This window comes from Paludibaculum fermentans (genome assembly GCF_015277775.1).
GTDB classification, from domain to species: Bacteria; Acidobacteriota; Terriglobia; order Bryobacterales; family Bryobacteraceae; genus Paludibaculum; species Paludibaculum fermentans.
In genome coordinates this window covers 1929203-1954264 of sequence record NZ_CP063849.1, presented here as the reverse complement: position 1 = coordinate 1954264, position 25062 = coordinate 1929203, and the positions used below count along the sequence as shown (strand labels likewise).

Sequence of the window (25062 nt, the reverse complement as noted above, 5' to 3'; positions counted from 1 at the left end):
GGACTAAGCTCCTACCAATGGCGACTGTGATTGGGCTCGTAGTTGAAGCACGAGGCGGTATACGTGTTTCAGTTCGTCGATGTCCACGAAGACCGGGATGGTCCCGATGGACATGATGTTCCAACCCTGCCACTGGTTGTCAGCGGAGAAGATGCCCCAATTGGGCGGGGTGTCGGTAAAGCGCAATGTGCCCGATTGGTTGGGTCCTTCTTCCAGCCCGACTGTATGTATTTTGTCGATATAAGCAGAGGCCATGCGGCGCCGGGCGAAGCCCTGGACGGCGAGGACTCGCTGGTTCGTTACTGCATAGTGGGTTCTGAGCTTCATCCGCTTCGCATAGAGGAAGCGGCCCCAAATCAGGTACTGACCCATTGAAGCGAAGGCGCTTGTGACAATCACTACTGGAAGCGGAGAGGTTGCGCCATTCAGTTGCGACAGCCAGGCAGAAGCGGCGACCCACGCGATAAATCCGGCCAATCCGCCCCAAATCAGACCGAAGGGGATTAAGAATCCGTCGTGCTTGTGCAGGTGGATCCGGGGGTTGGGCCGGCCGGCCCAGAGGACGACTTCGCCGTCGGCAAGTTCGGGTTGAACCGCAGCGAGGGCTGCTTCATCGATTGTGAGCATGCTGTTGGTTCATTGCAGAATAACAGGGTTCGAATTGACCGTCCGTTCTCCGGCGCAAGCCGTGAAGTGGCGCTGCTGCCGGTTCCGAATGCAGTCAATGCATCGTACAGGCGGAATCCTAAGCATGGGCCGGTTCCGGATTGCGGGCTGTCATCGGAGCACTGACAACCCCGGCTAACCCGACCAAGTTGGCGGAGCGCAATTCCTGCGCCGTTGTGGAAGAATGTTTCTATGAAGCGACCTTTCGCTGCGACAGTCTGGCGGGAAGGGAATTGGTTCGTTTCCCAATGCCTGGAAGTAGACATCGCCAGTCAAGGGGAGACCGAAGAAGAAGCGTTAGCCAATCTCAAAGAGGCGCTGGAACTGCATTTCGAGGAGCCCTGTGCAACGCGTCCGCCCGAGGTTCGTATGATTGAGGTTGAGGTTGGCGCGGCTTAAGCCGTTGCCCTTCCGTGAAATCAAGCGTCGACTTGAATTGAAAGGCTTCGTAGAGGCCAGTCAGCGGGGCAGTCACGTCAAGTTCATCCGGCGATCTCTGACATCCATCGACACAGTGGTCGTACCGAAGAAGACGGAAGTGCCTGTTGGCACACTGAGGAGCATCCTGAGTCAGGCGCATATTCGGCCCGAGGATTGGGACCGTTTGGAATGACGTCGTCGGAACTCAATCGTCAGCCGTTTGGGTGGTGCACTTGCGGCCCGGCCCGCGCGGCTCAGATCATCTCGCGCAGTAGCTCCGGCCTGGGCTGCGGGATGACAACCTTATTCACCAGCAGTCCCTTGCGGCCAATGACCTGGGCTCCCGCGTCCACCGCCGTCCTTACCGCCGAGACGCTGCCGGTGCAGGACGCGAAGGCCTTGCCGCCCAGTGCCATTGCCAGCCGCACTTCCACCAGACGGACGTTGGCCGCTTTGGCCATGGCATCCGCGGCTTCGATCAGGCTGGTCACCGAGAAGGATTCGACGATGCCGAGGGACTCGAGTTGGCCTACGTTCGTGGTGCCGCTGATGGCCGGGAAGATGTCTTCGTGGAGGTTGGCGATGACGAAGGTGTCGATGATGGAGAAGTCGCCTGCCTGTTTGCCGGCGTCGACCGCGGCCTGGATGGCTCCGACGTCGCCGCGGATCAGGACCATGTATTTGCCGCTGCAGATGGTGCGCGCCAGAACCAGTTCGACATCCGCCGTCTTCAACATGCAGTCGCACACCAGGAAGCCGGCGGCGATGCTCGAGAGTTCAATCAATCCGATGGAATTGCGGGCCACTTGGTTGTTCCTTTGGCTCAGGCTTCGATTTCGATGGCTTCGGCGGTGACTCGGGCCACGCGGCCGGAGATGCTCGCGTGGACGTCCGCGCCTAGTTCGTTGTCGTTCATGCGGGCAATGGGGCGGCCCGCTTCAATGCGGTCGCCTTCCGCCACGACGGGCGTCGCGGGCTTGCCGGCGTGCTGCTTGGTGAGGATGCGCACCCGCGCGGGCTTGGGCTCGTCGGCGACGAACGGCGTGTGGCTTTCGTAGGCCTCGACATTCAGGCGCTGGCGGAGCATCGACTGCGGGACGCGGCGGTACTCCTTCATCGGATGGGCCCGGACGGGGTGCTGCTGGACGTACTTCATGCCGGCGGTGCGCAGCGTCACTTTGGCGTCGTCGCAGGCTTCCTTGGGGAAGAGGTCTTCGGGGCAGGCGTAGAGCGTGCACAGGCCGCAGGAGCAGCAGAGCTCGCCCCACTGGCTCCAGTTCTCTTTGCCGGAAAGCGTGAAGCCGAGGGTCCGCATCACCTTGTGCGGCTGCACATCATAGCCGAGCAGATAGCGCGGGCAGAATTCGGTGCAGTAGCTGCACTGGTCACAGGCCGATTTGCCGATGTGGGCCATCACCTCTTTGGGCTTGCTCTTGCGCTGGACCAGCGAGTGTTCGCGTGGCAGGACGATGAGGCCGCAGGTGGTCTTGGTGACGATGCCGGTGAGGTCGAAGGTGAGCGTGCCCATCATCATGCCGCTGACGAAGATGCCGATGTCGGGGACGGTGGGTCCGCCGGCGATGGCGAGAAGGTCGGCGAACGTACAGCCGATGGGGGCCCAGAAGCTGCAGGGGCGTTTGACGGCTCCGCTGATGGAGACGAACTTCTTTGTGACGGGGGTGCCGTTGGCCGCGAGTTCGACGTTATAGAGCGTCTCGACGTTGTTGACGACGCAGCCGACGTTCAGCGGGATGCCGGCGGCGGGGATGAGGCGGCCGGTGGCGGCATAAACGATCTCATATTCGTCGCCGGAGGGGTAGAAGTCGCCGAGATAGGTCATCTCGATGCCGGCCGCTTTGGCGTGCGGTGTGATGGCGTCGACGGCTTCTTTGTTCTTTTCCTTGATGCAGAAGCGGCCTTCGCGGGCGCTGGTGACCTGGATCATGCGCGCCATGCCGGAGACCATCTCGGCGGGGTAGCGCTTCATGAGCTCGAAGTCCTTATGGAGCAGTGGTTCGCACTCGGCTCCGTTGGCGAGGATGTACTCGACCTGGGACTTGGCTTTGACTTCGGTGGGGAAGCCGGCGCCGCCGGCGCCAACGACGCCCATCTCGCGTAAGTTCTGACTGAGGTTCAGCATGGACCGGAATTCACACTATAGCGCAGGGGGCGGGGTTGGGCCGCTATGAAGGTGCGCCCACTGGCCAGGGATGGGCGATGGGCTTATGCTCGACCTTTCCTCTGCATGCGTCTAATTGCCAGATCCAGCAGGTCGCTTGCGTACATTTTGACGGACGGGTGAAGCCGGTCACGCAAGCACTGCGTGTGGCAGAAGAGCTCCTGATCGTGCTGCATTTCCGGCTTCTGACCGGCGCACGTTGTGTAGATGAGCGATCCGGTGTCGGGTGGGACTGGCTCGATGATCAACCCGCAAAAGCAGCATTGGTACTCGGGAAACTGTTCTGGTGTCATTAATTTCGATCTGCCTGCCCTGACCTTCAGCGTAATGGACAATTCGGAAGTCTATCTGCCCGCTCGCGCCGTCTCGCGCAACAGGAGTCGTAGATCGCGAGAGGGTGGGCCGGGCCGGCAAGGGACGGTCGTAGGGGCGAGGGCTCAGCCCGATTCTGGGAAATCTGGAGCTACAGGACTGAGATCCACATTCCCTGTGATAGGCTGTTCCGCATGCTGCGACTTGTTGCGATAGGCTTGATGGCGATGTCACTCACTTCCGGGGCGGAGCTTCCGTCGAAAAAGTACCTGAATCTGGCCGCCGTGAAAAAGCTGGTGGCCGTCGCCGAGGCCGAGGCCGAGAAGGCGAATGTCAGCGTCACCATCTGCATCATGGACGACAGCGCCAACATCCTGTTCCTGCAGAAGGGCGACAAGGCCTCCATCAGTACGCTGGAATGGGCGCAGCGGAAGGCGCGGCATGCCGCCCTCAACGGGAGCCCCTCCAAGAACGCGGCCGATACCGTCAAGGCCGGGCATGTCGAGGCTCTCGCGTTTCCGTTCTTCTTTCCCAATCAGGGTGGACTGCCGATCAAGGTTGACGGGCAATTGATCGGCTCCATCGCCATCAGCGGCGGACCCTCGGCCGTGGATGAGGCCATCGGGCAGGCCGCCATCGACGCCCTGCTGAAGTAGCGATGCGGGCTGGCGTCCGGGCGGCGGCGCAGGGCCTCCGCCTCAGTTCTGCGCGATCTTGCTGCCCTTCAGGACCAGGTCGCCTCCGGCTTTGATCGAGATCTTGCCATCGCCTTTGAGAACGAAGTCCTTCGTATCGATCACCGTATCGGTGGCCACCTTTTCCGTCAATTTCTTGGTCTCGATCGCCACCTCGTTGCCGCTCTTGATGTTGACGGTGTGGCCGCCCAGCAGGCTGAACTGATTGCCTGCGGTCAACTGCAGCGCGGTGCCCGCCGTGATGCTCATGGCGCTGCCGACCGTAAACGTCATGTTCGATCGGGCGTTGACCGTACCCTGGCCTCCGATGGTGAGGTCCAGGGCGGAGCCCACGGCGGCGACCAGGTTGGATCCGCAGGTCACAGACATGCTGCCTCCGGATTTGAGGGAAAGGCTGCCGCCCGCCTGGATGACTAGGTCGCCCGTTGATTGGATTTTCATGCCCTGCACTCCCAGATCGATTTCGAGCTGAACGAGGCCGCCTTTCTTGACGACCAGACGGTCTGAGCCGTCGGGGCAGGAGACTTCGAACCCGCCCTTGGTTTGAATGGTTGATGGCACAAGTGATGCTCCTCTTCGATTCGTGCTTCCAGCCGCGAATTCATTACAAAAATGCTCGATATGACGCGGCTGAGCGTCTCCACGCTAACACACGGCATCGCGGGCGCCCATGGTAACGGCGAAGACCAGGCGGACAGTGGAGTGCGGGTCAGCAGGCGGGTCGGTGCTGCCACCACAGATCCGGATCGACGGCGTTGGGGCGGGCCGTGAATGGGACTTGCCGCTTTGCCAGTTCGGCCGTGACTTCTCCGAGGATCGCCTCCATCCGGTCACGAATCTGGGGAGACATCGGGTTGCCCAGTTCACAGGAGCTCACCACGATACCGAGGAGCACCACGCGCTGGGGCGGTTCCCCGAGCAGTGCCGCCAGCTTGAGGGATTCGCGAAGATCCGGCGAATGCACGTCGCCGGGCAGCGGCCTCGCGTTCGAGTGCAGGTCATCGAGCGTGACCGTTCGCGTGGAGCCGGGCGTGCTCTGCGCATCGACCATGGCGTCCAATAGGATCACGGTACCGCGCCCAGCCAGATGCTGCGCGAGGTCGATCCCGGGCGTCCCGAGGTCCTTCAACTCCACGTCCGGCGGGAAGTCGTAGCGAGCCTGGAGGTAATAGATGAGCGTCGGGCCAATGGCGTCGTCGCCCATCAGGACGTTGCCCAGGCCTGCGATCAGCGTGCTCACGCCATGCGGCTCCGCAGCCAGTCGAACCAGGCATCCAGCCCTTCGCCGGTGCGGCAGGAGACCGCGAAGGTGACGAGGCCCGGATTCAGCGTCTCCACGCCGCGGCGGAAGTAGTCCATGCGGAAGTCGACATAGGGCAGCAGGTCGATCTTGTTGATCACCAGCACGTCCACGCCCGAGTACATCTTGGGGTACTTGTAAGGCTTGTCATCGCCTTCTGGAATCGACGCGATCAGCACGCTGCGCTGGGCGCCCAACTGCCAGGCCGAGGGGCACACCAGGTTGCCGACGTTCTCAATGATCAGCAGCCGGATCTGATCCAGCGGCAGCAGGGCCAGGGCATCGCGCACCATGGCCGCCTCGAGGTGGCACTTGCCTCCGGTGTTGATGTGGACGGAGAGCGCTCCGGCGCGCTGGCTGCGCTCAGCGTCGAAGGCGGCCTCCGACGTGTCACCGTTCACCATCCCCACGGGATGGGAGCCTTTGAGGGCGGCGGCGGTGCGCTCGACCAGTGACGTCTTGCCGGCGCCGGGCGACGCCATCAGGTTCAACGAGAAGATGCCCAGGGCGTCGAGCTGAGCCCGGGTGGCGGCGGCCACGGAGTCGTTGGCGGAGAGGACCTTCTCGACAACGGGAATGCGGACGGGGTTCATTCGAATACCTCGATGGAATCAACGTAGCAGTCTTGGCCCGTGGCCGGCAGCGCGCTGGCGGACTGGCAGTGAGGGCAGATGAAGTCGCGGGTGCGGACTGGGAACTGTTTGCCGCAATCGAGGCAGAGCAGCTCGCCGGGTTCGCGGGCGAATTGGAGCACCGCCTCTTCCGCCAGCGTGCCGCGCGTCAGCTCCTGCCAGAAGAGTTGGATCGACTCGTCGACATAGGAGGACAGTTCGCCGATCACCAGGTGAACCGACACGACGCGGCGGCCGGCGGCATGGCGCAGCGCGATCTCGAGGATCGACTCCGTGATGGAGAGCTCATGCATCGGTGGCGCCCGGACCTCCGGTTTCCTCGTCCAGTTCGCCCATCTCGCGCAGGATCTTCAAGGTGCGCTCGGCCTCGGCCTCGTCAATGGTCTGAATGGCGAAGCCGGCATGGACCAGCACATAGTCGCCTGTGCGGGCCTCTGGGACATAGGCGAGGGAGATCTCCTTGACGATGCCGTCGAAGGACACGCGGGCCATGCGGGTGATCTCGTCATCGCCCTGCAGGTTGAGGATCTGGCCGGGTATGGCTAGGCACATGGGGACGGCTCCTGGCGGCGCAACGCAGCCGCAAGAATCTGGCCGGCGGCGATGGCGCCGTCGTTCGGGGGAATGGCCTGGTGGGTGAAGACACGGAAACCTGCCTCGCGCAGGCGGGCGGCGGCGAGTTCCGTCAGGATGGCGTTCTGGAAGCAGCCTCCGGTGAGCAGCACCTGCTCGATTCCGAGATGCTGTGCCTGCTGCAGGATGAGGCCGGCCAGCGCGTGGTGGAAGCAGGCGGCGCGCGCCGGCACGGAGTGGGCCGGGTTGGCGAGGATCTCGAACAGCGGCTGCCAGTCTGTGGACGCGGGCGGCAACGGGCACGGCTCGGCCCGCCGGGCAGCGAACTCGAGCAGCATCGCCGCCTCGCCCTCAAAGGTGGAAACAGGGCAGAGGCCCAGCAACGCCGCCGCGGCATCGAACAGCCGGCCGGCGCTGGTGCTGACGGGGCTGTTCAAGCCGGTGACGAGCATCTGCTGCAGCACTTCGAACTGGTTGGCCTGGAACAAGGGGCGCGCCAGGCCCGCGCGGCCGAACTGGTGGAGGACGCCCAGCAGGGAGCGGCGCGGCTCGCGGACGGCCTGGTCGCCGCCGGGCAGGCGGAAGGGCCGCAGGTGCGCGGCGCGCGTGAAACGGTTGGCCTGAAAGACGAGGAACTCGCCGCCCCAGATTGTCTTGTCGTGGCCGTAGCCCGTGCCGTCCCAGGCCACGCCGAGCACGGGACCCTCGATGCGGTGTTCCAGGATCCCCGCAAGCACATGCGCCTCGTGATGCTGGACGGGCTCGACGGGCAGGCCCATCGCCTGCGCGGCGTGGGTGGAGCCGTAGTCGGGGTGCAGGTCGCAGGCCACCACTCTTGGGCCCAGTTGGTAAGTGCGGCGCAGATCGTCCAGCGTGCGGGCTTGGTTCTCCAGGGCAGCGACCGTCTCCAGGTCGCCCAAGTGTTGGCTGAGGAACACCAGATTGCCGCGCGAGAACGCAACCGTGTTCTTCATGTGCGCACCGGTGGCCAGCATATCCGGCAGCGGGTACGGCGCAGGGAAGGGCAGGGGCGCGTAGCCGCGGGCACGGCGCAGCAGTACGGCCTGTCCATCGATGAAACGCACAATGGAATCGTCGACGGGCCGGACGATGGGGCGGTCGTGTATGAGAAAGACGTCGGCGATACCTGCCAGGCGCTGCAGTGCTTCGCTTTCATCGAAGCAGATGGGCTCGTCCGTGAGGTTGCCGCTGGTGGCGACCATGGGACCCTGGAACTCGTCCAGCAACAGCGCGTGCAGGGGCGAGTACGGGCTCATCAGGCCCAGGTAGGGGTTGCCTGGAGCGATCTCGTCCGGCAGCAGCCCGCGATGCTCGATCAGGACAATGGGCGCCTGCGGCGAGCGGAGGAGCCGGTCTGCTTCGGGTCGAACGTGCCAGGCGGCGGTCATCACGGCGAAGGGTTTCGTGGGGCGGTGTTTGCGTTCGCGCAGCAGGCGGATGGCGGCCGCGTCGCGGGCGTTGCAGCAGAGATGGAAGCCGCCGATGCCCTTGATCGCCACGATGCGGCCCTCGCGCAGGGCCTGCACCGCGCCAGACAGAGCCTCCTGCCGGCTGGCCATCACCGTGCCGTCTGCGGACCAGAGCGAGAGTTGCGGGCCGCAGGCCGGGCAGCAGTTGGTCTGGGCGTGAAAGCGGCGGTCGCGCGGGTCCCTGTACTCGTCCTCACACTGCGGGCACAGCGGAAAGCGCCGCATCGAGGTCAGGGGCCGGTCGTAGGGGATTCCTTCAACGATCGAGTAACGCGGTCCGCAATGCGTACAGGTGGTGAAGGGATAGCGGTAGCGGCGGTTGCCCGGATCCCGGATGTCGGCCAGGCACGCCGGGCAGATCGCGAGGTCTGGCAGCAGGAACGCGGCGGGCTCTCCTTTGGTGTCGCTGTCGTCGACTCGAAAGGCAGTGATCCCTTGTTCCGGAATCTCCTCGCTAATGAACGAATGGACGACGGCGTTCGCCGGCGGCGTCTCCCTGAGCTTCTGTTCCAGCCAGCGCGCCACGCGCGGAGGACCTTCGGCCTCGATCAGCACGCCCTGGATGGAATTTTGAACGAAGCCGCCCAGACCCGCCGAAGCGGCCAGGCGATAGACGTGAGGGCGGAAGCCGACGCCTTGGACGGCTCCGGTAATGCGGATACGCAGACGCATGAAGAACGCAGATCCATCATATGCCTGCGTGTCCAATTAGGGTACGGGCAGCGTCAGCGTGCCGGTGAGCTTGACGTTGGAGCTTCTACCCCCGCCCAGCAGGCCCAGGGAGATGCTGGCCGTGCGCGCGCCCGTTGAGGTGATGTTCCACGAGAGGTTCAGGATGTCGGGCGGGAAGGCGTAGGTGATGCGCGGACTGGTGCTGGGGGCGCTGCCGTCATTCTGGAAGTACATCGACGCACCCGCATAGCCGCGGTCTGAGGTGCCGGAGGCCTGTCCCGAGAAGCGCAGCTGCTGCCGGTTGCCGCGCTGACGGCGCAGTTTCGCGGTGAACTGCATGCCGCCCTGGGGCTGGACGTCCACCGGGTCGCTGCCGCTGACACTGGCCTCGATCTTATAACTGGGGCCGTTCTTGCTCACCTTCATCGTCATGGAACTCTTGCCGGTGGCAAACGAGTAGTCGAAGCGGGTTTCGGTCGTGACCTTGAACTCGCGGTACGTCTCGACCAGCGTGCGGTATGTACCGCCGCGCTCTTCCACGCGCGTCAACGTCACTTTAAGGGACGAAACGCCGCGGCCCACCTCGATCGGCACGCCGTACACCCCGCCCTTGACGCCGCGGTGCTGCTGGGCGTTGACGTTCGGCGTCAGTTCCACGAAGTGATTCGGGAACGTGGTGAGCTGCACGTAGGTGAGGCCGCCGTCCTCCTTGCCCCAGAAGCCGTATGCATAGCTGCCGTTCGACTCAAATAGCGGCTCCACCCGTTGATCGCGGCCGAGCAGTGGGTTGCGCCCCAGACCCTGCGGCTGCACGGTCTTCAGGTCGCATTTGTAGACCTGCACTTCGCGCGTCGGCTGGACGAGTCCCATTTGCTTGGCCATACGCTGGACCTCGTCGCGGCTCTGCTGATACAGCCAGTCGAGCCAGATCCGGGCTTGCTCCTTGGCTGCGTCCTTGCCTTCCTTGCTGGTCTTCTTGTCGCTGTTGATGATGGAATCGAGCACGAAGTTGCGGGCCACCTGCACGATCTGGTCGACCGCCTGTTCCTTCGTCCAGCGGGATTTAAGCAGGGCATAGAACCGCGTGCCGTCGTTGCGGACCTCTCTGAACGTGCCCACCGGGACCGGGTCAGGGAACGGCCGTGCGTTGAACGAGTCCAGGTAGATGGGGTAGAGGTTGCAATAGAACTCGGCCTTGCCGACGAGGCGCCGGATGCGGTTGAACGCCATAATATACGGGTTCTTCGAGAACTTCTCGGCGAACTTCCCGATCTCGTCGACGATGCCGCCGGCCGCGTTCCAGGCCTTGACCAGCAGGGAATTGGAATCAATCTGCGCGATGCCGTAGCAAACCGAGTACCTGGGGTCGTCCGTCAGGCAGGGGCCGGCGTCCCCGGCGAGGCGCAGGCGGTTCTTCCACGCCTCGGGCGACTCCGGCTCAGCCGGTGTGAGCTCGTGGATCATCGACATCATCGTCTCGAGGTCGGCGCGGGTCACGGTGACGGGTTGCGGGTTCGGATACTCGGCGGTGGCCGGAAACGCAGGAAGCACGGCGGAGCCCGTGGCGGCGATATCATCCGCCATCTTCTGCAACACGGCAAGGTCGGGATCGAGCCCGGCGAGCAGGACGTCGATGGCCGGGGCAAGGTCGGGCTGGTCGTGCAGTTGGTTCAGGATGTCGCGCACGGCCGCCGCCTTGCTGGTGATCCACTGGCGGAAGTCGGCTGGGGCGTCGCCCGCATAAGTGGATTTGAGGAAGGTGAAGTTGACGGTATTGGTGAGCGTGTCGTCGTTCAGCCGGGCGGACACGCTGACTGCACCGGTGTAGTCGCCACTCACTCCGCCCACGTCGCGCGGCAGCGGGACTGTGAAGACCGGGACGCCGTCCTCGACGTTCACCTGTGCGACCGCCGTCGTGCCGTTCGGGAAGGTCAGGAACGCGCCGGTCACTGCGTCGTTTGTGGCGAGGTTCTCCACGGTCATCCGAACAGTCTGGCCGGGCTTCGCTTCAGCCGGGATCAGTGCCGTCAGGCGCGGAGCGCCAATTGCCACATTCAACTGCTGCACCGACTGGCCGCAAACTCCAGTGGCCGTGAGTTCGTAGGTCGTGGACGTAGCCAGGTCGACGGCGGCCGTGCCGGTCGTGGCCACCGGCCCCAGGCCCGAGATGGAGACGGAATCGGCGTTGAACACGCTCCATGAAAGGTCATAGGAGCCGGCGGGGGCGGGGAACCCGGCCGAGGAGGTGAAGTGGTCGATATACGGCGCGTCGCAGACATATTCCGCGACGGTCTGGGCGGGCTGCAGGAGGGTACCGGCCATGCGGGCGTAGGCGGCGACGGCGCCTTGTGTGGTTTCGATCAGGACGGCTGCGCCTTGCGGGATGGCGTCGAGATTGAACACAGCCGCCGCGGGTGTTTCTTGTGCAGAGTTCGGGTCGAGCGTCACTGAACCCGATGCGACCGTTTGCCCGGCCGCGTCCAGCAGGGTGAGGGTCGCGGCTCCTCCGTCCGCACTGGAGCTGAAGCCCAAAGTGGCGGCCGGCTCGAGTGCAATGAGCTGGGCCGGATCGGAACTGGCCGGAACCGTCAAGGTCACCGACCCGTGCCCCGTAGGCGACGTGGTCCGGCTCTGGATCACGGCGGGGTAGGACGCCGAGAGTTGAATGGTGCCGGGTGTACCTGGCGCGAGGCCAAATGTCTCCACGGCAATGTCTTCGATCGACAGTGTCTTGGATGCGGTGACGAACAGTTTCGCAGTGGCCAGCGGATCGCCGCCGGTGGGTGCGTAGAACGCCGCGGTGATCACGGTGGAGTACGAATCGTCAGGATTCAGGACCCTTACCGACACCTTGCTGCCCGCCGTGGGCGCCAGGTAGGTGACGCGGGGGCCGCCCGACGGCTCGGGCGTTGCAGCGGCGAGAACAACGTCGTTCCGCGCGGCATCGACTGTCTGCAGGTAGGCGCTGGCACGCCCGGAAGCGACCTGGATCTCGAACCGGAACGTCTCCGTGCCCGGCGCGCTCAGGTTGGCGGCGGGTATCTCGACGACTCCGGCCGAGGCCGATTCCACAGTCTGGCGCACGAGTTCCGCGCCGTCGGCGTTGTAGGAAACGACGTCGGCCGATCCGGGCAAGAGAAACGCGACCCCCAGGCTGGAGGATGAGGATTCGGGGGCAGGGAAGTTGAGCAGGTCGCCGGCGGTATCCGGGCCCAGGGTGTCTTGGTAGCGCATGACGAGGCCGCCCGAGCGCACTTGCGAGCCGTCTGGCAAATCGACGACGGACTCCGACGTGATGGCAAGCGCCTGGTCCGCCGTCACCTTGATCGCCCCCGCGGCCTCTTCGCGGCTCCACAGCGCGCGCAGCGGATTGGCGACTACCAGCGTACTGCCGGGATCCAGCGTCTGGGTGACCGGATCGGCCGGTCCGGCGGCCGAGGGCAGCAGTTCCAGGGTGATGGTGGCGGCCGCCGCACCCGTGTTGCGGATCTTCAGCGCGGAGGAAGCGTGAGCGCCGGAATCGAGCGTTCGATTGACAATACCAGGCGCCACCCAGGTGGCGGCCGAACATATGCCCGTCCAGGCGAGAACAAGCCAGAGCCTCTGCATGAGTAATACTACTCGAGTTTCCAGATTCAGCCAAAGAGTGGATATAGCCACGCCGCTTGGCGGCCGTATCCTTTACCGGGTCCGCTGCCGAACTGGCTGGTGTCTTTCCGGCCTGGATTGGAGTGGTTTCGGGGGGCCGGCCGGGGCCTGTGCCGTTTCTTCGGGCACTGTTGCCTGCATAGCACACCGGGCGGCTCGGGCAGAATTGCCGAATCGACACGTTAAATTTGAAACCTCATTGAAAATACAGGACTTATAGTTTGGTACGGCAGCTGCAATATACAGTGCGTGACGCCGAAAGCGTCAGACAACAAAAATCTTTGAGGAGATGCACAGGATGTCGGACTATAACGAAAAGAACGAGACCGTGATCCGGAACGAGGAGCGTCATAGTTCCGGCGGAACTGTGACCAAGGTGGCCGTGGCCGTGGCCCTGGTGGCTGCCCTCGGAGGCTGGTGGTACCAGAGCAGTCAGGTATCCTCGGTACGCCAGGAAATGGCCCAGTCGCAGCAGAAGTTTGAACAACTGCAGAGCCAGATGCAGACCACCGCCACCGTCGCCAAGGCACAGGTCGACGAGACCCTGGCCAAAATGAACGACGAAGTCGCCAAGGCGCGGCAGGAAGCGCTGGCCAACTCCCAGCGGGCTGCCAAACAGCAGGCCGGCAGGGTGATGACCACACTCACCGCCAAGAACGAACAACTGACGAAGCAGTTGGAAGACTACAAGCAGGCCACCGAACAGAAGTCCACCCAGGTGGATGAAGCCCTCAACGGGATCAAGGGTGACGTTGGCACGGTCCGCACGGACGTGGACACCACCCGGACCGACCTGTCGCAGACCAAGGAAGACCTGAAGAGGATGACGGGCGACATGGGCGTCATGAGCGGCCTAATTGCGACGAACGGTACGGAGCTCTCCGAACTGCGCAAGCTGGGTGAGAAGGACTACTTCGAGTTCACCCTGCCCCGCAACGGCCAGGCCCAGAGGGTCGGCGAGATCCGGTTGGCTCTCAAGAAGACCGATGTGAAGCGGAACAAGTTCACGATGAACGTCCTGGCCGACGACAAGACGGTCGAGAAGAAGGACAAGAACGTGAACGAGCCGGTGCAGTTCTATACCTCCGGCGCACGGACTCCCTATGAAGTGGTCGTGAACGAGATCCGTAAGGACCAGGTGATCGGCTACTTGGCGGTGCCCAAAGTGAAAACGATGGCCAAGCGCTAGGGACTAGAGCCCAATTCTGTTGGGACAGCGAGCCGGGAGCCAGTCTCCCGGCTCTTTTTACGTCTGCCGGACTCTCTCCTGATTGCGCCACCGTCTCCGCTCGAATGCCCCACTACTGGCCGATTCACCCCCCTGCCCGTGCCTCTCCCCGACTATTTACCGGTTCTCGCATTGTGCCGGCTGGTGTCTTTCCGGCCTGGATTGTAGTGGTTCCGGGGGACGGCCAGCCGCTGCCCCGTTTCTTCGGGTACAGTTGCCTGCGTAGTCCATCGGGCAGGTCGGGCAGAATTGCCGAATCCGCCCGTTAATTTTTAAACCGCATTGAAAACACAGGACTTACGATTTGGCACGGCAGCTGCAATATACAGTGCGTGGCGCCGAAAGCGCCAGAAACGAATCTTTGAGGAGATGCACAGGATGTCGAGCTATAACGAAAACAACGAGACCGTGATCCGGAACGAGGAGCGTCATAGTTCCGGCGGGACTGTGACAAAGGTGGCCGTGGCCGTGGCCCTGGTGGCTGCCCTCGGAGGCTGGTGGTACCAGAGCAATCAGGTATCCTCGGTACGCCAGGAAATGGCCCAATCGCAGCAGAAGTTCGAACAGCTGCAGAGCCAGATGCAGACCAGCGCCACCGTAGCCAAGGCGCAGGTCGACGAGACCCTGGCCAAAATGAACGACGAAGTCGCCAAGGCACGGCAGGAAGCCCTGGCCAACTCCCAGCGGGCCGCGAAGCAACAGGCCGGCCGGGTGATGACCACGCTCACCGCCAAGAACGAAGAGTTGACCAAGCAGTTGGAAGACTACAAGCAGGCCACCGAACAGAAGTCCACCCAGGTGGACGAAGCCCTCAACGGGATCAAGGGTGACGTTGGCACCGTTCGCACCGATGTGGATAGCACCAAGACCGACCTGTCGCAGACCAAGGAAGACCTGAAGCGGATGACGGGCGACATGGGCGTCATGAGTGGCCTGATTGCAACCAATTCCACTGAGCTCGGCGAACTGCGCAAGCTGGGTGAGAAGGACTACTTCGAATTCACCCTGCCCCGCAACGGTCAGCCCCAGAAGGTCGGCGAGATCCGCCTGGCGCTGAAGAAGACGGATGTGAAGCGGAACAAGTTCACCATGAACGTCCTGGCCGACGACAAGACGGTCGAGAAGAAGGACAAGAACGTGAACGAGCCGGTGCAGTTCTACACCTCCGGCGCACGGACTCCCTATGAAGTGGTCGTGAACGAGATCCGTAAGGACCAGGTGATCGGCTACTTGGCGGTGCCCAAAGTGAAAACAATGGCCAAGCGCTAGGGACCATAGCCCACTTCGTTGGGGCAGAGAGCCGGGAGCCAGTCTCCCGGCTCTTTTTGCGTGTGCCGGACGGGTGACAGCTTTCCGCACGCCCCATCCCTTGACCCTTCAACCGTCTCGCGCCGGGGTACAGCGGCCTCCCAGACGATTTAGCATTGGAGCATATGAGAACCCTGGCCGCGGTTGCCCCTGTGTTCCGGCGTCTCCGGTTGCTGCCCGCGGTTGTCGTGGGCGCGGCAGCGTTCTGGCTGGCCGTGCCGGAAGCAACGGGCAGGGTGGTGCGCAGTCTCTCGTACCAGGAGTTGCTGGACAAATCCGATCTCGTGGCGATCGCAACCCCCTCCGCGCGGACGGCGGATACGGGCGAGGAGTTGGTCCTGCCGGGCATCTCGACGATGGACGGGCAGGGCCGCACGGAGAAGGTGAAGTGCCTCGGCGTCGAGACCCCGTTCGTGGTCTCGGCCGTTCTCAAGGGCGACCGTAACCTGCGGAAGTTCACCCTGCACCATGGCCGCTGGCCGCCGGAAGTGCCCGCCGTGAACGGATCGGCCCTTGTCTTCTTCGATCCGCGCCTCGCCCAGAGATCCGGCTCGTATTTGCTCTTCCTGGTGCGGGAACCGGATGGCCGGTATGCGCCTACCGGCGGGCAGACCGATCCAGGAATGGCCGTCATCAGCCGGCTGCCCTTTGAGGATCTTGGTACGCGGCCCTACTGATCCTGGAGCATGGCCTGTTCCGTTCAACGGGCCCGTCACCGCGGGTCTGCGATCACCCCGTCCCCAGCCGCCGGCTCCCTCGTTCCCGCCCTACTTGAACAGCTCGCTCCACGACCGGTCCAGATGAGTCCAGCTCTGTGTCCGGAACGACACCGTCGGGATCTCGGGGACGTGCATCAGGCCGTGGCCCTTCCCGCAAACAAACTCGGTCCCATACCATTCAAGGAACGTTTGTGAGGGCACGCCGATGCGCGCCGGATGCGCCAGCAGCCGCAGGCATTCCGGACAGCGCCGCCGTTGGTCCACCAGTGCCCAACGCAATGCGGCGACGTTCCCCATCAGAATGAAGTGGAGCGGGCCGGAAGTGACCTTCAGTCCCACCATGGCCGCGAGGTTCAGCACGCCGGCAAAGACGATGAACAACAGCAGTGCGACCTTGGCTGCGAAGAATGCCCAGCGCCAGGCATTGCGTTGGCCCGGATACGACCCTAGGCCCAGGCTCGTAATGGCCGCGACCATGGGCACGGTCATCAGGGCCATGTAGAGCATTGCGCCAATCGGCCCGCGAACAGGCACTGGCATGCCGGGCTGGTGGTAGCGCAATGCAAGGAGTGCACACACGGCCGCTGCCAGGCCAAGGAAGCCAAGACACCGCGCGGGCGATTCCAGCCAAGGCGCGGGCTGCGCTTCCGGCGGGCAATTGCGCCGCATCCAGAGCGCATCCCGGAACGCGCCCAGGCAGAAGCCCGTGGCTCGCAGTTCCCTTGCGCGCCGGACGTGCCAGAGTTCCGCACTCCATTCGGCCAGCCACTCCTCGCGCAACGTGCCAGGCACCAGCCAGGCCGCGCTGCGTAGCATTGCGAGGTGAATGCTCATGCCTGCTCCGTCTCGACCGCGGCCAGTTTAGCCAACAAAGGATAGCGCCGCTGCGAGGCCGCCAGTGTCGCCTGTCCGGCCTCTGTCAGTTGGTAGTACTTCCGCGGCGGCCGCTGGCCGGCGTCGGCGATCGCCTGCCCCTCCCACTGCGAGACCACCAGGCCGTCCCGCTCCAAACGGCGCATCGCCGGATAGACCGTGCCGCTGGGCAGCCCCGTGAGTTCCATCACACTGAAGCCGTAGCCATCGCCGGTCTGGACCGCCTGCAGGATCAGCGCGGCGGTGTGCGAAAGTTTCAGCTCGGCAGCCATGCGCCCATTCTACCCTATGTAGGATAATACTTGACACCCTGTTTGTAGTTTGCTACATAGGGTGCAGCCATGCTTGAACTGCTTCACCTCACGAAACGATTTCACGGCATCGCCGCCGTCGAGGACGTGAGCTTCACCGCCCGCAGCGGCGAGATCACCGGCTACCTGGGTCCCAATGGATCAGGCAAATCCACCACCATGAAGATGATCACCGGTCTGATGGAGGCCACCTCGGGCGAGATCCGCTTCCAGGGGGAACGGATCCAGCACGCTTCCATCGACTACCGGCAACGCATGGGCTATGTGCCGGAGGAGCCGCATCTCTACGCGCACCTCAGCGGCCTGGAGTACCTCATTATGGTGGGCCAGTTGCGCGGACTGGCGGCGAAGCCCACCGCCGGCCGAATCGACGGACTGCTGCGCCTGTTCTCGCTGCACCCTGACCGCCACGTCCCCATCTCGGCCTACTCGAAGGGGATGCGGCAGAAGGTGCTGCTCATCGCCGCCCTGCTGCACAATCCCGCCCTCATCCTGCTCGATGAACCCTTCTCCGGCCTCGACGTCGCGACGGCCCTCGTGCTGCGCAGCCTGATCCAGGAACTGGCCGCGCGCGGCAAGGTGGTGCTCTTCAGCTCACATGAGCTCGAAACGGTCGAGCGGGTCTGTTCCCACGTCGTGATCCTGCATCGCGGCAAAGTGGTCGCCGACGATTCCATTGAGCACCTGCGCACCCTGATGTCGGCTCCGACACTGGAGGCGATCTTCTCGCAACTCGCGGTGGAGCAGGACACCGCTGCCATCTCGCGCCAGGTGGCCGACCTGATTGAAGCCTAGGGGGCAACATGGAGAAGCTCCAGTTCCGCGTGCTCTACCGCCAGTTCCTGTTCCGCATGGTCGATTTGGAAATCCTCTCGGCGGATGCTCTCGGCGATTCCAACAAGCTGCTGGGTCAGTTCGCGGCCCTGCTCATCTTTGTGAGCATCTTCTTCCTTTCCGGGCCCGCCCTCGCCGTTGCCTCCAGCCGTCTGACGCCGGAAATGAGAGTGTTTGGAACCTGGGGTGTCGAGCACTTCCTCATCGCCACCACGATGCTGGTCGTCGGGCTGTTCGCGGTGCTGAGTTGGGATTCCACGTTCCCCGATCGCCGCGACGTGCTGGTGCTCGCGCCTTTGCCGGTGCGCGCCCGAACCCTGTTTCTCGCCAAGGTCGCGGCGGCCGGTACGGCGCTGGGTCTCACCGTTCTACTGCTGCACTCCGCGGCGGGTCTGGTGTGTCCGCTGACCTTCAGCGCTCAGCCCACTGCACAGGTGACCATGCCGGCCTTTGGGTATCTTCCGGTGAGGCCGCCTGCCGATGCGGCCGGCATCGAACTACTGCTGAAGGACGCTCTGCCGCCTCAGTTGCCGCGCGGCATGGGCATTGTCGTTGGAGTGTTGAAACACGGCCAGCGCCGAATCCTCGCCTATGGCGCCGCGCAGCCCGATTCCATCTACCAGGTCGGGTCCATCACCAAAACCTTCACGGGACTCCTTCTGGCCCAGTTGGCCGTGGAAGGCCGGGTGCGTCTCGACGAACCGTTGCGCGCCTTCCTGCCTGTGGGGGTGGTGGCCCCTCCCGGTGGCCCTGAGATCACCCTGCTCGACCTGGCAACGCACCACTCCGGCTTGGGGCCCATGCCGGATGATTTCCACTCGGGCCGCTTTCGCAGCGTGGCCGCCGGATTTGCCGGTTATCATGCAACCGACCTGCGGGCCTCCATCGCCAGGCATGGGGTCGGCCGCGACGCCGCTCCGCCCTTCGTCTACAGCAACTGGGGCTACTCCCTCCTCGGCGAGGCGCTCGCCGTTCGAGCCGGAGTCTCGTATTCGGAGTTGCTGGCGCAGCGCATCACGGGCCCCCTCCACATGCGCGATACCTCTGTAATCCTTTCGCCGGAACGGCGGCAGCGCCTCATCCAGGCCTATGGCGACCGGCACGAACCCCTGCCGCCTTGGGACTTGGATTCGTTTGCTCCAGCGGGTGCCATCAACTCCACTGCCGATGACCTGCTCACCTATCTGGAGGCGCAGCTTCACGCGGCTTCGCCCGCGCTGCGTCTATCCCAGGTGCCGCGGGCTGCCGCCAGCCGCGAATCGCGCATCGCTCTTGCCTGGTTCTACGACAGGAATGCCGGCACCTACGGACACAGTGGAGCCATCTCCGGCTATGGCAGCTACGCGTTCTTCAACCCCAAGGGCGACTATGCCGGGGTTGTCCTGGTGAACCAGGCGGCCTCGTTCCTGGGCGCCCTGCTGCCCCTGCACATTCGGCAGCGGCTCGCGGGCGAGCCGGCAATCTCTCTGGGCCTGGTGAGCGTGCCCCAGGGCGGCGGCCTCTCCGGCGTACTTCGCATGTTCGCCGTCTACTGGGCCATCATGTTGCTCGCCGGTGCGTTCATCTATTGCTGCATGCTGTGCCTGCAGGGCTTCGCCGCCCAACTGCTGCCGCGCCGGCTGTTCCTGCGCGCATCCTCCTGGCTGCAGATGGCGGCCTTTTGCGTCATCGTCTGCGTTTACTGCCTGCAGCCGATGGTGCCGCCCGACACGGTTCATGCCACCGGCAGCGGGCTGCTCGGCTGGTCACCGTCTTATTGGTTCCTGGGCCTGTTTCAGCAGTGGACCGGATCGCCGGCGCTGGCTGTGTTGGCGCGCCGGGCCTGGCTCGGACTGGCAGTTGCTTTCTTCGGCACGGCCGCCGCGTACACGCTGTCTTACCTCCGCACTATCCGCCAGATTGTCGAGGAACCGGATATTGTTTCCGGCGCCGGCGACGGCCTCTGGATGCCTGGCTTCGGGCACTCGGTCCGGGCCGCGCTGGTCCAGTTCAGCGCCCGGACCCTGCAGCGCAGCCGGCTCCATCGCGTCATTCTCGCCTTCTATCTGGGCGTCGGCTTCGCACTGGTGATCGCCATGGTGAAGAATGGCGGACCGCCGAATCAACTGGCGGACGCTCCGGCGGCCGATCCCTGGAGCCAGGTGAACGAGCCCTTGCTGGCCGCCACCATCACCCTGCTCGGTTTCGCCATGCTCGGCACCCGCGTCGCCTTTTCGATCCCACTCGATCTGCGCGGAAACTGGATCTTCCAGGTCACCGGCCTCCGCCGTGTGCCGGAGTGTCTATCCGCTGCCCGCCGTTCGCTCCTGCTATTCTCGGCGGCCCCCTTATGGCTGCTCTCGGCCGCGTGCTGCTTCTGGCTGTGGCCGTGGCGCGCGGCCGCGGGTCATCTGGCGATCCTTGCCGCCCTCGCCCTGATCCTCGCCGAGTTGTGTTTGCACGGGTTCCACAAGATCCCGTTCACGTGCTCCTACCTGCCGGGCAAGTCCCAAGTCCATCTGGCGATCCTCGGAGGCCTGGCTCTCCTCTGGTCCATCCTCCTGAGTGTCATGTATGAGCGCCAGGCGCTGGCTGAACCGAAGCTGTTCGTTCCGGCGCTGCTCGGGCTCGCCGTCGTGTGGGCCTGTCTCCGCTGGCGAACTGCGGCCCATGCCCGCGAAGAAGGCGCCGAGGTGCGGTTTGAAGAACTGGCGTCCCCAGCAGTCCAGGTCCTGGGCCTGGACCGCGACGGTGCCTGGCCCAACCAGTCGCCCCAGTCTGGGCCGGAACGCCCGGGCACGCCCTAATCTTCTGTACAGCCTCGAAGCCCGCCCTCACAACGCGATCTACAACTCGACGCGCGGAGCCAACCTGGGTCAACTAGCGGAGCTAGGATGGGTAAAAAGGATGAGCAAACCCGCGATTCCACCCTCCTGCCGGCGCCGCTGGTATTCCGTACTCACGCTGCCCGTTGCCGTCATCCTCGCGGCAACAGCTTGACTCACGGTCCCCGCGGCGGAAGCCCCGGCCGTTCGCATCGTCTCCTACCAGGAACTGCTCGACAAATCAGATCTGGTGGCCATCGCCACCGCCTCAGGCCGAACCACCGATACTGCGGAGGAGATCCTTCTGCCCGGTATCTCCACACTCGATGCGCAAGGGCAGGTCACCCAGGCGAAATATAGGGCAGTCGAGACGCAGTTCGTGGTCTCCGCGGTTCTCAAAGGCGATCGGAGCCTTCAGAAATTCGCCCTCCATCACGCCCGCTGGCCGCAGGCTCAGCCTGTCGCAAACGGACCAGTGCTGGTCTTCTTCGACCCTCAGGACCCCAGGAGATGCGGCTCTGACCTGCTGTTTCTGGTCCGCGAGCCGGACGGCCGCTACGCGCCAACCGACGGGCAGACGGATCCTGCACTGGGCGTCATCACCCGCCTGCCCATTGACGATACGGCTGCCCGGCTTCGTCAGCCCACCCACTAGAACCAACGCGTTTCCTGGCAGGAAGGCGGGCCTCCGGCAACGACCGCGCCCCTCGCTCGCGCCTGGCTTCTGCTGTCGCCTGTCGCTCCACCACCACCAGTTATCGACACCCCTCCGCCCGCCTGCCCCTTGTTATCCGAGCGCCCGGCTCTAAACACGGCAGTTGCGGGGACTGGAAGGGCGGCCCCTCGTTTGCCTTGAGACAGGTTGTCAAACACTGCAGGAGGATGATCCGTGTCCCACCATTACTCTGGACCTGACTACGGCTTTCCCCACGGCGATGCGCGCCTCGATCTCACCGACCTGTACGCCTTCCCGAAACCCGGCGGTGCCGGCAAGTCGATTGTCGTCATGAATGTTCATCCCTCAGCCGGCGTCAACCCATCCGGCCCCACCACCCGCGAGCCTTTCTCGACACAGGCAGTGTATGAACTGAAAGTGGATACAAACGGCGATGCCGTCGCCGATCTTGCCTACCGTGTCTCCTTCTCGTCCACTAACGACGGCAGCCAGGTCGCCACCGTGCGCCGTGCCCAAGGCGAAGCGGCGGCCGGCGATGGCCCCGGCGGACAGACGATCCTCGCTTCGGCGCGGGTTTCCACCGGCCGGGAAGCGCTCGTGTCCGAAGCCGCGGGCTATCGCTTCTTCGCGGGCTGGCGAAGCGATCCCTTCTTCTTCGACACCGAGGGCGCGCTGAACAATTTCCAATTCACCGGCCGCGACTTCTTTGCTGGAAAAGACGTATGCAGCATCGTGCTGGAATTGCCCGCCGAGGCCCTCGGCCCTACCCCTGTCGGTCTTTGGCAGCGCACCCTCGACGGCAGAGGCGGGACGTGGGTTCAGGCGGACCGCGGCGCACGGCCCTCACAATCCGTATTCCTGACCGGCGAGCAAAAGTCCGACTACCTCGCCGCACAACCGGCCGGCGACGCCCGCTTCGCCGCCATCTTCGCGCATTCTTTGGAGCATACGGGCGGCTATTCGCCCCAGGAAGCCAAACGAGTGGCCGAGTCTTTGCTCCCGGATATCCTCTTCTACGATTCGCGGCAGCCGGCGTCTTACCCGCACAATGGCCGCACCCTCACGGATGACGTGATGGACGGCTTCATCGCCCTGCTCACCAACGGAAGGGTGACCCGCGATGGCGTCGAACCGCATCGCGATCTCCTCCCCGAATTCCCCTACCTCGGGCCGCCCCACGAGTTGGCGTAACCAACTGGCGGGCCCAGTGCCCCAGTCATTTAAGAAGGTCGCCTGGCGCGTCCATCGCCAATAGCACCTTCGCAATTCGTCTAGAACTGCGACCCCAGCCCGTAGGCGGACCAGGCCGAGTCGCTCGGCGTCAGCCGCATGCGGGCGTTAGCAAGATCCGCCACCATGAGCTTTCGCTGGGAAGTCAGGGCGTCTAGAACATCCAGTCCGTCCTGCTTCATGATCAGCAGCTCCTTCCGCTTTTCATCGACCGATACGCGCTCGTCCTTGTCGAGCGACATCTTCTCAGCTGCCTCATTGGAGTCCATGTTGACCACGAAGAGGTTCTTCATGTTGAAGCAATAAATGAAGTGCCCGCCTTCCGGCGCCCAGAGACCTTGCGGATCCTTCCCCACCGGGACGGTGGCGGAGACAGACCAGTCGCGCACCGACAGCACCGTCACGTCTTCGCTCTCCGCGTCCAGCACATAGAGCTTGTCCTTGTCCGGCCCCAGCACAGCGTCAATGTAGCCGGAGCCGCCTCCGGGGAACATGATGAGATACGGTGCTGACGGCGCTCCTCCGGCAACCGCTCCACCAGCGGCCGCCGCTGTGCCGACCGTGATCGCTATGGCCGTCAGGGTTCTCTTGGTCGCCTTGGACCGGCGCACCGATTCTCTTCCGACAGGAATGGTCTTCTCGATCTGTCCTCCCTCTATCTCCAGGACGGCGAGTTTGTGCTGCCCTCCCACCGTCACTGCGTACCGCCGTTCATCGATCTTCACCGGAGCGACCATGTTCAATCTGGTGCCCGCCGGGAAGGGAATCTTGACACTGGCCAGCGTGCCCTCGTCTCCAATCTTCTGGATGAGGCCCGACGTTTGCAGCCACAGTGGGCCATCCTCCGCAAACCGGAAGAGATCCTCGGCGTTGTCTGGAACCGGAGTTGTGCGCAGTAGTTGCGCTGAGGCCACATCGAATACTTTGAGCTCACCCCTGGGTAGCAATTCCTTTGCCTTGGGCTTCACGGAACGCACCAACAGGTAGAGCAACTTTTCGTCTCGCGATGTCTTCCAAGCCATCACGTGTCCGCCAACGTCGATTGTTTTGGCCGTCTCGGCGCTGTTCAGATCTTCAATCCACATGTTCTGCGGAAGGAAGGCCGTGCCAAGTCCGAGCATTCCCTTTGATTCCGTGTCTTTCGAGAAGCTCAGCGCCCGGTCGCCCTTCAGGATCTTCTCCACCCTATTGCGCGTGGGATCTCCTGTTGTGAATTCGTGCGTCGTCCTGTCGATCCTCCATTCGCGCTTCTCTGTCCATATGACCAGGCGTTTGGGTTCAAGCGCCATCGAGTAAATGCCCCAACTGATGGACCCCAGCAGGATTTCCTTCACCTTGACGCTGCGTTGGGCATCGACAATGATGAGCCTGAATGTGTTCTTTCCCTTGAGATGGGTGAGGTACACAAAGTGTCCATCCGTCAGGATGCGCTCCGGTTTGTCATCGAGTTCCACGGCTCCACTAATCGAATTGCGCTCACGGTCCAGTGTGGTGATACGCCATGGCTTGGACTGCACGAACACCGATTGCTGCGATGACCGGTCAGTGGGCAGTTCCTTGGACACTGCCGGCGTTGTCGAGGCGGGCTCCGGAGCCGGTTCGCGGCGAACGGCAGTTGCATCGGACACCGGCGTGGCCGTCGGTTCCGCGCTAGCGCGGGGTTCCTCCAGAATCGCGTGGAGAGTGATGTTTACGCCGTCTTGCAGACTGAGCTTTCGCGACCAGACGAGCCCACCCTTCTTCACTCTCACCACTCGTTCACCGGGAGCCATCTTGACGGTCGACGGTGTACTGCCCACAAACATTCCGTCCACCTCGATCTCCGCGCCCGGCGGTTCGGAGGTGATCGGTACCGCAATGGTGCCGGACCTGGCTGCGCCATTCACCACCATCGGAGCGGCGCCTTGGCTCTTCGAGATGATCGCGGCGTTCGTATAGACCTCCAGAATCAATCCCTTTTCGAACGCGCGCTCCTTTCCTTTTTTGGACATGAGGGGTGCGGTGGTAATTGCGGAAACGGTTTTGCCCGTTATGCCCTTTTCATTCTTCTTTCCTTGTTTCTCTGAACGTAGTTCGACGGGCTGCCCGTCCACGCTGGCCACTCGATCTACCGAAAACTCAAGTTTGCCGTCCTTGCCCATCCGATGCCGGGGTTCCACGACCGTAATGGTGCCGGTTACGGGAGCTCCTTGATCAATCACCGTCTTGCCATTCACCTCGACGTTTTCCGTCACGGTGAATCGAATCTTCTGCCCTTGATTGGCAGTTTCCGAGGATAGACGTTCCTCCAATCTCACTTGTACTCTCGTACCCTCGGGAATATCCACCTGGGCACTGACAGGAAAAATGAACGCGAAAGTGAAGATAAGGAAAGGCCGGATTATATTATGCATAGTGGCGACCAGTTCGCCATCATAACAAACGCTCGATTGTCGTTGGCATAGTATAAGGATATACAGACCTCAAATTAGTGAATGCGAAACGGAAGTACG

24 protein-coding genes are annotated in these 25062 nt (G+C 63.4%); 11 read left to right on the top strand and 13 right to left on the bottom strand.

The window, feature by feature from the left end:
• Positions 1-3 precede the first annotated feature (3 nt).
• Positions 4-627, bottom strand: a complete 624-nt coding sequence (locus IRI77_RS07830; RefSeq protein ID WP_194451515.1) for a PH domain-containing protein — start codon at positions 625-627, stop codon at positions 4-6.
• Between the two features lie 231 nt (positions 628-858).
• Here IRI77_RS07830 and IRI77_RS07825 point away from each other — a divergent pair, with 231 nt between their 5' ends.
• Both IRI77_RS07825 and IRI77_RS38585 read left to right on the top strand, forming a co-directional pair.
• Positions 859-1065, top strand: a complete 207-nt coding sequence (locus tag IRI77_RS07825) for a type II toxin-antitoxin system HicB family antitoxin (RefSeq protein WP_194451514.1) — start codon at positions 859-861, stop codon at positions 1063-1065.
• Positions 1040-1279: a type II toxin-antitoxin system HicA family toxin gene (locus tag IRI77_RS38585; RefSeq protein ID WP_407674035.1), complete on the top strand. Its 240-nt coding sequence runs from the start codon at positions 1040-1042 to the stop codon at positions 1277-1279. Before IRI77_RS07825 ends, IRI77_RS38585 begins: the two co-directional genes overlap by 26 nt.
• A gap of 61 nt (positions 1280-1340) precedes the next feature.
• Here the strand turns inward: IRI77_RS38585 and IRI77_RS07815 are convergent, their stop codons facing one another.
• Complete coding sequence (locus IRI77_RS07815) at positions 1341-1892, bottom strand: BMC domain-containing protein (protein WP_194451512.1); 552 nt, start codon at positions 1890-1892, stop codon at positions 1341-1343.
• A 17-nt stretch (positions 1893-1909) separates the two neighbouring features.
• Positions 1910-3226 carry a 4Fe-4S dicluster domain-containing protein gene (locus tag IRI77_RS07810; protein ID WP_194451511.1) on the bottom strand — a complete coding sequence of 439 codons (1317 nt, stop codon included), beginning with the start codon at positions 3224-3226 and terminating at the stop codon, positions 1910-1912.
• A gap of 35 nt (positions 3227-3261) precedes the next feature.
• Between IRI77_RS07810 and IRI77_RS07805 the strand changes: the two genes are divergently transcribed.
• The gene (locus IRI77_RS07805; protein WP_194451510.1) at positions 3262-3561 is read left to right on the top strand and encodes a hypothetical protein; all 300 of its coding nucleotides are present in this window, start codon (positions 3262-3264) and stop codon (positions 3559-3561) included.
• 243 nt (positions 3562-3804) lie between these two features.
• Positions 3805-4233: a GlcG/HbpS family heme-binding protein gene (locus IRI77_RS07800; RefSeq protein WP_194451509.1), complete on the top strand. Its 429-nt coding sequence runs from the start codon at positions 3805-3807 to the stop codon at positions 4231-4233.
• Positions 4234-4275: 42 nt separating this feature from the next.
• Here IRI77_RS07800 and IRI77_RS07795 read toward each other — a convergent pair whose 3' ends face one another.
• The 7 genes from IRI77_RS07795 to IRI77_RS07765 form a co-directional block, all read right to left on the bottom strand.
• Positions 4276-4833, bottom strand: coding sequence for a hypothetical protein (locus tag IRI77_RS07795; protein ID WP_194451508.1), 558 nt, complete (start codon positions 4831-4833; stop codon positions 4276-4278).
• Positions 4834-4981: 148 nt separating this feature from the next.
• Positions 4982-5512, bottom strand: coding sequence for a hydrogenase maturation protease (locus IRI77_RS07790; RefSeq protein ID WP_194451507.1), 531 nt, complete (start codon positions 5510-5512; stop codon positions 4982-4984).
• Entirely contained in the window at positions 5509-6165 is a 657-nt protein-coding gene (hypB, locus tag IRI77_RS07785; RefSeq protein ID WP_194451506.1) for a hydrogenase nickel incorporation protein HypB, read from the bottom strand. The genes IRI77_RS07790 and hypB overlap by 4 nt, the downstream gene beginning before the upstream one ends.
• Positions 6162-6497, bottom strand: coding sequence for a hydrogenase maturation nickel metallochaperone HypA/HybF (locus IRI77_RS07780; protein WP_194451505.1), 336 nt, complete (start codon positions 6495-6497; stop codon positions 6162-6164). Before IRI77_RS07780 ends, hypB begins: the two co-directional genes overlap by 4 nt.
• Positions 6490-6756, bottom strand: a complete 267-nt coding sequence (locus tag IRI77_RS07775) for a HypC/HybG/HupF family hydrogenase formation chaperone (protein WP_194451504.1) — start codon at positions 6754-6756, stop codon at positions 6490-6492. Before IRI77_RS07775 ends, IRI77_RS07780 begins: the two co-directional genes overlap by 8 nt.
• Positions 6747-8939: a carbamoyltransferase HypF gene (hypF, locus tag IRI77_RS07770; protein WP_194451503.1), complete on the bottom strand. Its 2193-nt coding sequence runs from the start codon at positions 8937-8939 to the stop codon at positions 6747-6749. Before hypF ends, IRI77_RS07775 begins: the two co-directional genes overlap by 10 nt.
• Positions 8940-8975: 36 nt before the next feature.
• Positions 8976-12548, bottom strand: a complete 3573-nt coding sequence (locus IRI77_RS07765) for a hypothetical protein (protein WP_194451502.1) — start codon at positions 12546-12548, stop codon at positions 8976-8978.
• 337 nt (positions 12549-12885) lie between these two features.
• On the opposite strand from IRI77_RS07765, the gene IRI77_RS07760 reads away from it, so the two are divergent.
• From IRI77_RS07760 to IRI77_RS07750, 3 genes are all read left to right on the top strand, one after another.
• The gene (locus IRI77_RS07760) at positions 12886-13776 is read left to right on the top strand and encodes a YhgE/Pip domain-containing protein (RefSeq protein WP_194451501.1); all 891 of its coding nucleotides are present in this window, start codon (positions 12886-12888) and stop codon (positions 13774-13776) included.
• Positions 13777-14193: 417 nt separating this feature from the next.
• Positions 14194-15084, top strand: a complete 891-nt coding sequence (locus IRI77_RS07755) for a hypothetical protein (RefSeq protein ID WP_194451500.1) — start codon at positions 14194-14196, stop codon at positions 15082-15084.
• 164 nt (positions 15085-15248) lie between these two features.
• The gene (locus IRI77_RS07750) at positions 15249-15800 is read left to right on the top strand and encodes a hypothetical protein (protein ID WP_194451499.1); all 552 of its coding nucleotides are present in this window, start codon (positions 15249-15251) and stop codon (positions 15798-15800) included.
• A 90-nt stretch (positions 15801-15890) separates the two neighbouring features.
• Here IRI77_RS07750 and IRI77_RS07745 read toward each other — a convergent pair whose 3' ends face one another.
• Both IRI77_RS07745 and IRI77_RS07740 read right to left on the bottom strand, forming a co-directional pair.
• Positions 15891-16676 (bottom strand): hypothetical protein, encoded by a 786-nt coding sequence (locus tag IRI77_RS07745; protein WP_194451498.1) that lies wholly within the window; start codon positions 16674-16676, stop codon positions 15891-15893.
• Positions 16673-16987, bottom strand: a complete 315-nt coding sequence (locus tag IRI77_RS07740) for a PadR family transcriptional regulator (RefSeq protein ID WP_194451497.1) — start codon at positions 16985-16987, stop codon at positions 16673-16675. The genes IRI77_RS07745 and IRI77_RS07740 overlap by 4 nt, the downstream gene beginning before the upstream one ends.
• Positions 16988-17056: 69 nt before the next feature.
• Here IRI77_RS07740 and IRI77_RS07735 point away from each other — a divergent pair, with 69 nt between their 5' ends.
• From IRI77_RS07735 to IRI77_RS07720, 4 genes are all read left to right on the top strand, one after another.
• On the top strand, positions 17057-17821 hold the full coding sequence (locus IRI77_RS07735; RefSeq protein WP_194451496.1) for an ABC transporter ATP-binding protein: 765 nt from the start codon (positions 17057-17059) through the stop codon (positions 17819-17821).
• Positions 17822-17829: 8 nt separating this feature from the next.
• Positions 17830-20646: a serine hydrolase domain-containing protein gene (locus IRI77_RS07730; RefSeq protein WP_194451495.1), complete on the top strand. Its 2817-nt coding sequence runs from the start codon at positions 17830-17832 to the stop codon at positions 20644-20646.
• Positions 20647-20914: 268 nt separating this feature from the next.
• A complete protein-coding gene (locus IRI77_RS07725; protein ID WP_194451494.1) occupies positions 20915-21319 on the top strand; it encodes a hypothetical protein in 405 nt (134 codons plus the stop codon).
• A 234-nt stretch (positions 21320-21553) separates the two neighbouring features.
• Positions 21554-22531: a DUF4331 family protein gene (locus IRI77_RS07720; RefSeq protein WP_194451493.1), complete on the top strand. Its 978-nt coding sequence runs from the start codon at positions 21554-21556 to the stop codon at positions 22529-22531.
• An 80-nt stretch (positions 22532-22611) separates the two neighbouring features.
• Here the strand turns inward: IRI77_RS07720 and IRI77_RS07715 are convergent, their stop codons facing one another.
• Complete coding sequence (locus tag IRI77_RS07715; RefSeq protein ID WP_194451492.1) at positions 22612-24804, bottom strand: PEGA domain-containing protein; 2193 nt, start codon at positions 24802-24804, stop codon at positions 22612-22614.
• Between the last annotated feature and the right edge of the window lie 258 nt (positions 24805-25062).

Excerpts from the sequence above, each read along its gene's own strand:
- IRI77_RS07830 (WP_194451515.1), bottom strand. The coding sequence starts at position 627 with ATGCTCACAATCGATGAAGCAGCCCTCGCTGCGGTTCAACCCGAACTT.
- IRI77_RS07825 (WP_194451514.1), top strand. The coding sequence starts at position 859 with ATGAAGCGACCTTTCGCTGCGACAGTCTGGCGGGAAGGGAATTGGTTC.
- IRI77_RS07810 (WP_194451511.1), bottom strand. The coding sequence starts at position 3,226 with ATGCTGAACCTCAGTCAGAACTTACGCGAGATGGGCGTCGTTGGCGCC.
- IRI77_RS07800 (WP_194451509.1), top strand. The coding sequence starts at position 3,805 with ATGTCACTCACTTCCGGGGCGGAGCTTCCGTCGAAAAAGTACCTGAAT.
- hypB (WP_194451506.1), bottom strand. The coding sequence starts at position 6,165 with ATGAACCCCGTCCGCATTCCCGTTGTCGAGAAGGTCCTCTCCGCCAAC.
- IRI77_RS07780 (WP_194451505.1), bottom strand. The coding sequence starts at position 6,497 with ATGCATGAGCTCTCCATCACGGAGTCGATCCTCGAGATCGCGCTGCGC.
- IRI77_RS07775 (WP_194451504.1), bottom strand. The coding sequence starts at position 6,756 with ATGTGCCTAGCCATACCCGGCCAGATCCTCAACCTGCAGGGCGATGAC.
- hypF (WP_194451503.1), bottom strand. The coding sequence starts at position 8,939 with ATGCGTCTGCGTATCCGCATTACCGGAGCCGTCCAAGGCGTCGGCTTC.
- IRI77_RS07765 (WP_194451502.1), bottom strand. The coding sequence starts at position 12,548 with ATGCAGAGGCTCTGGCTTGTTCTCGCCTGGACGGGCATATGTTCGGCC.
- IRI77_RS07760 (WP_194451501.1), top strand. The coding sequence starts at position 12,886 with ATGTCGGACTATAACGAAAAGAACGAGACCGTGATCCGGAACGAGGAG.
- IRI77_RS07755 (WP_194451500.1), top strand. The coding sequence starts at position 14,194 with ATGTCGAGCTATAACGAAAACAACGAGACCGTGATCCGGAACGAGGAG.
- IRI77_RS07750 (WP_194451499.1), top strand. The coding sequence starts at position 15,249 with ATGAGAACCCTGGCCGCGGTTGCCCCTGTGTTCCGGCGTCTCCGGTTG.
- IRI77_RS07745 (WP_194451498.1), bottom strand. The coding sequence starts at position 16,676 with ATGAGCATTCACCTCGCAATGCTACGCAGCGCGGCCTGGCTGGTGCCT.
- IRI77_RS07740 (WP_194451497.1), bottom strand. The coding sequence starts at position 16,987 with ATGGCTGCCGAGCTGAAACTTTCGCACACCGCCGCGCTGATCCTGCAG.
- IRI77_RS07735 (WP_194451496.1), top strand. The coding sequence starts at position 17,057 with ATGCTTGAACTGCTTCACCTCACGAAACGATTTCACGGCATCGCCGCC.
- IRI77_RS07730 (WP_194451495.1), top strand. The coding sequence starts at position 17,830 with ATGGAGAAGCTCCAGTTCCGCGTGCTCTACCGCCAGTTCCTGTTCCGC.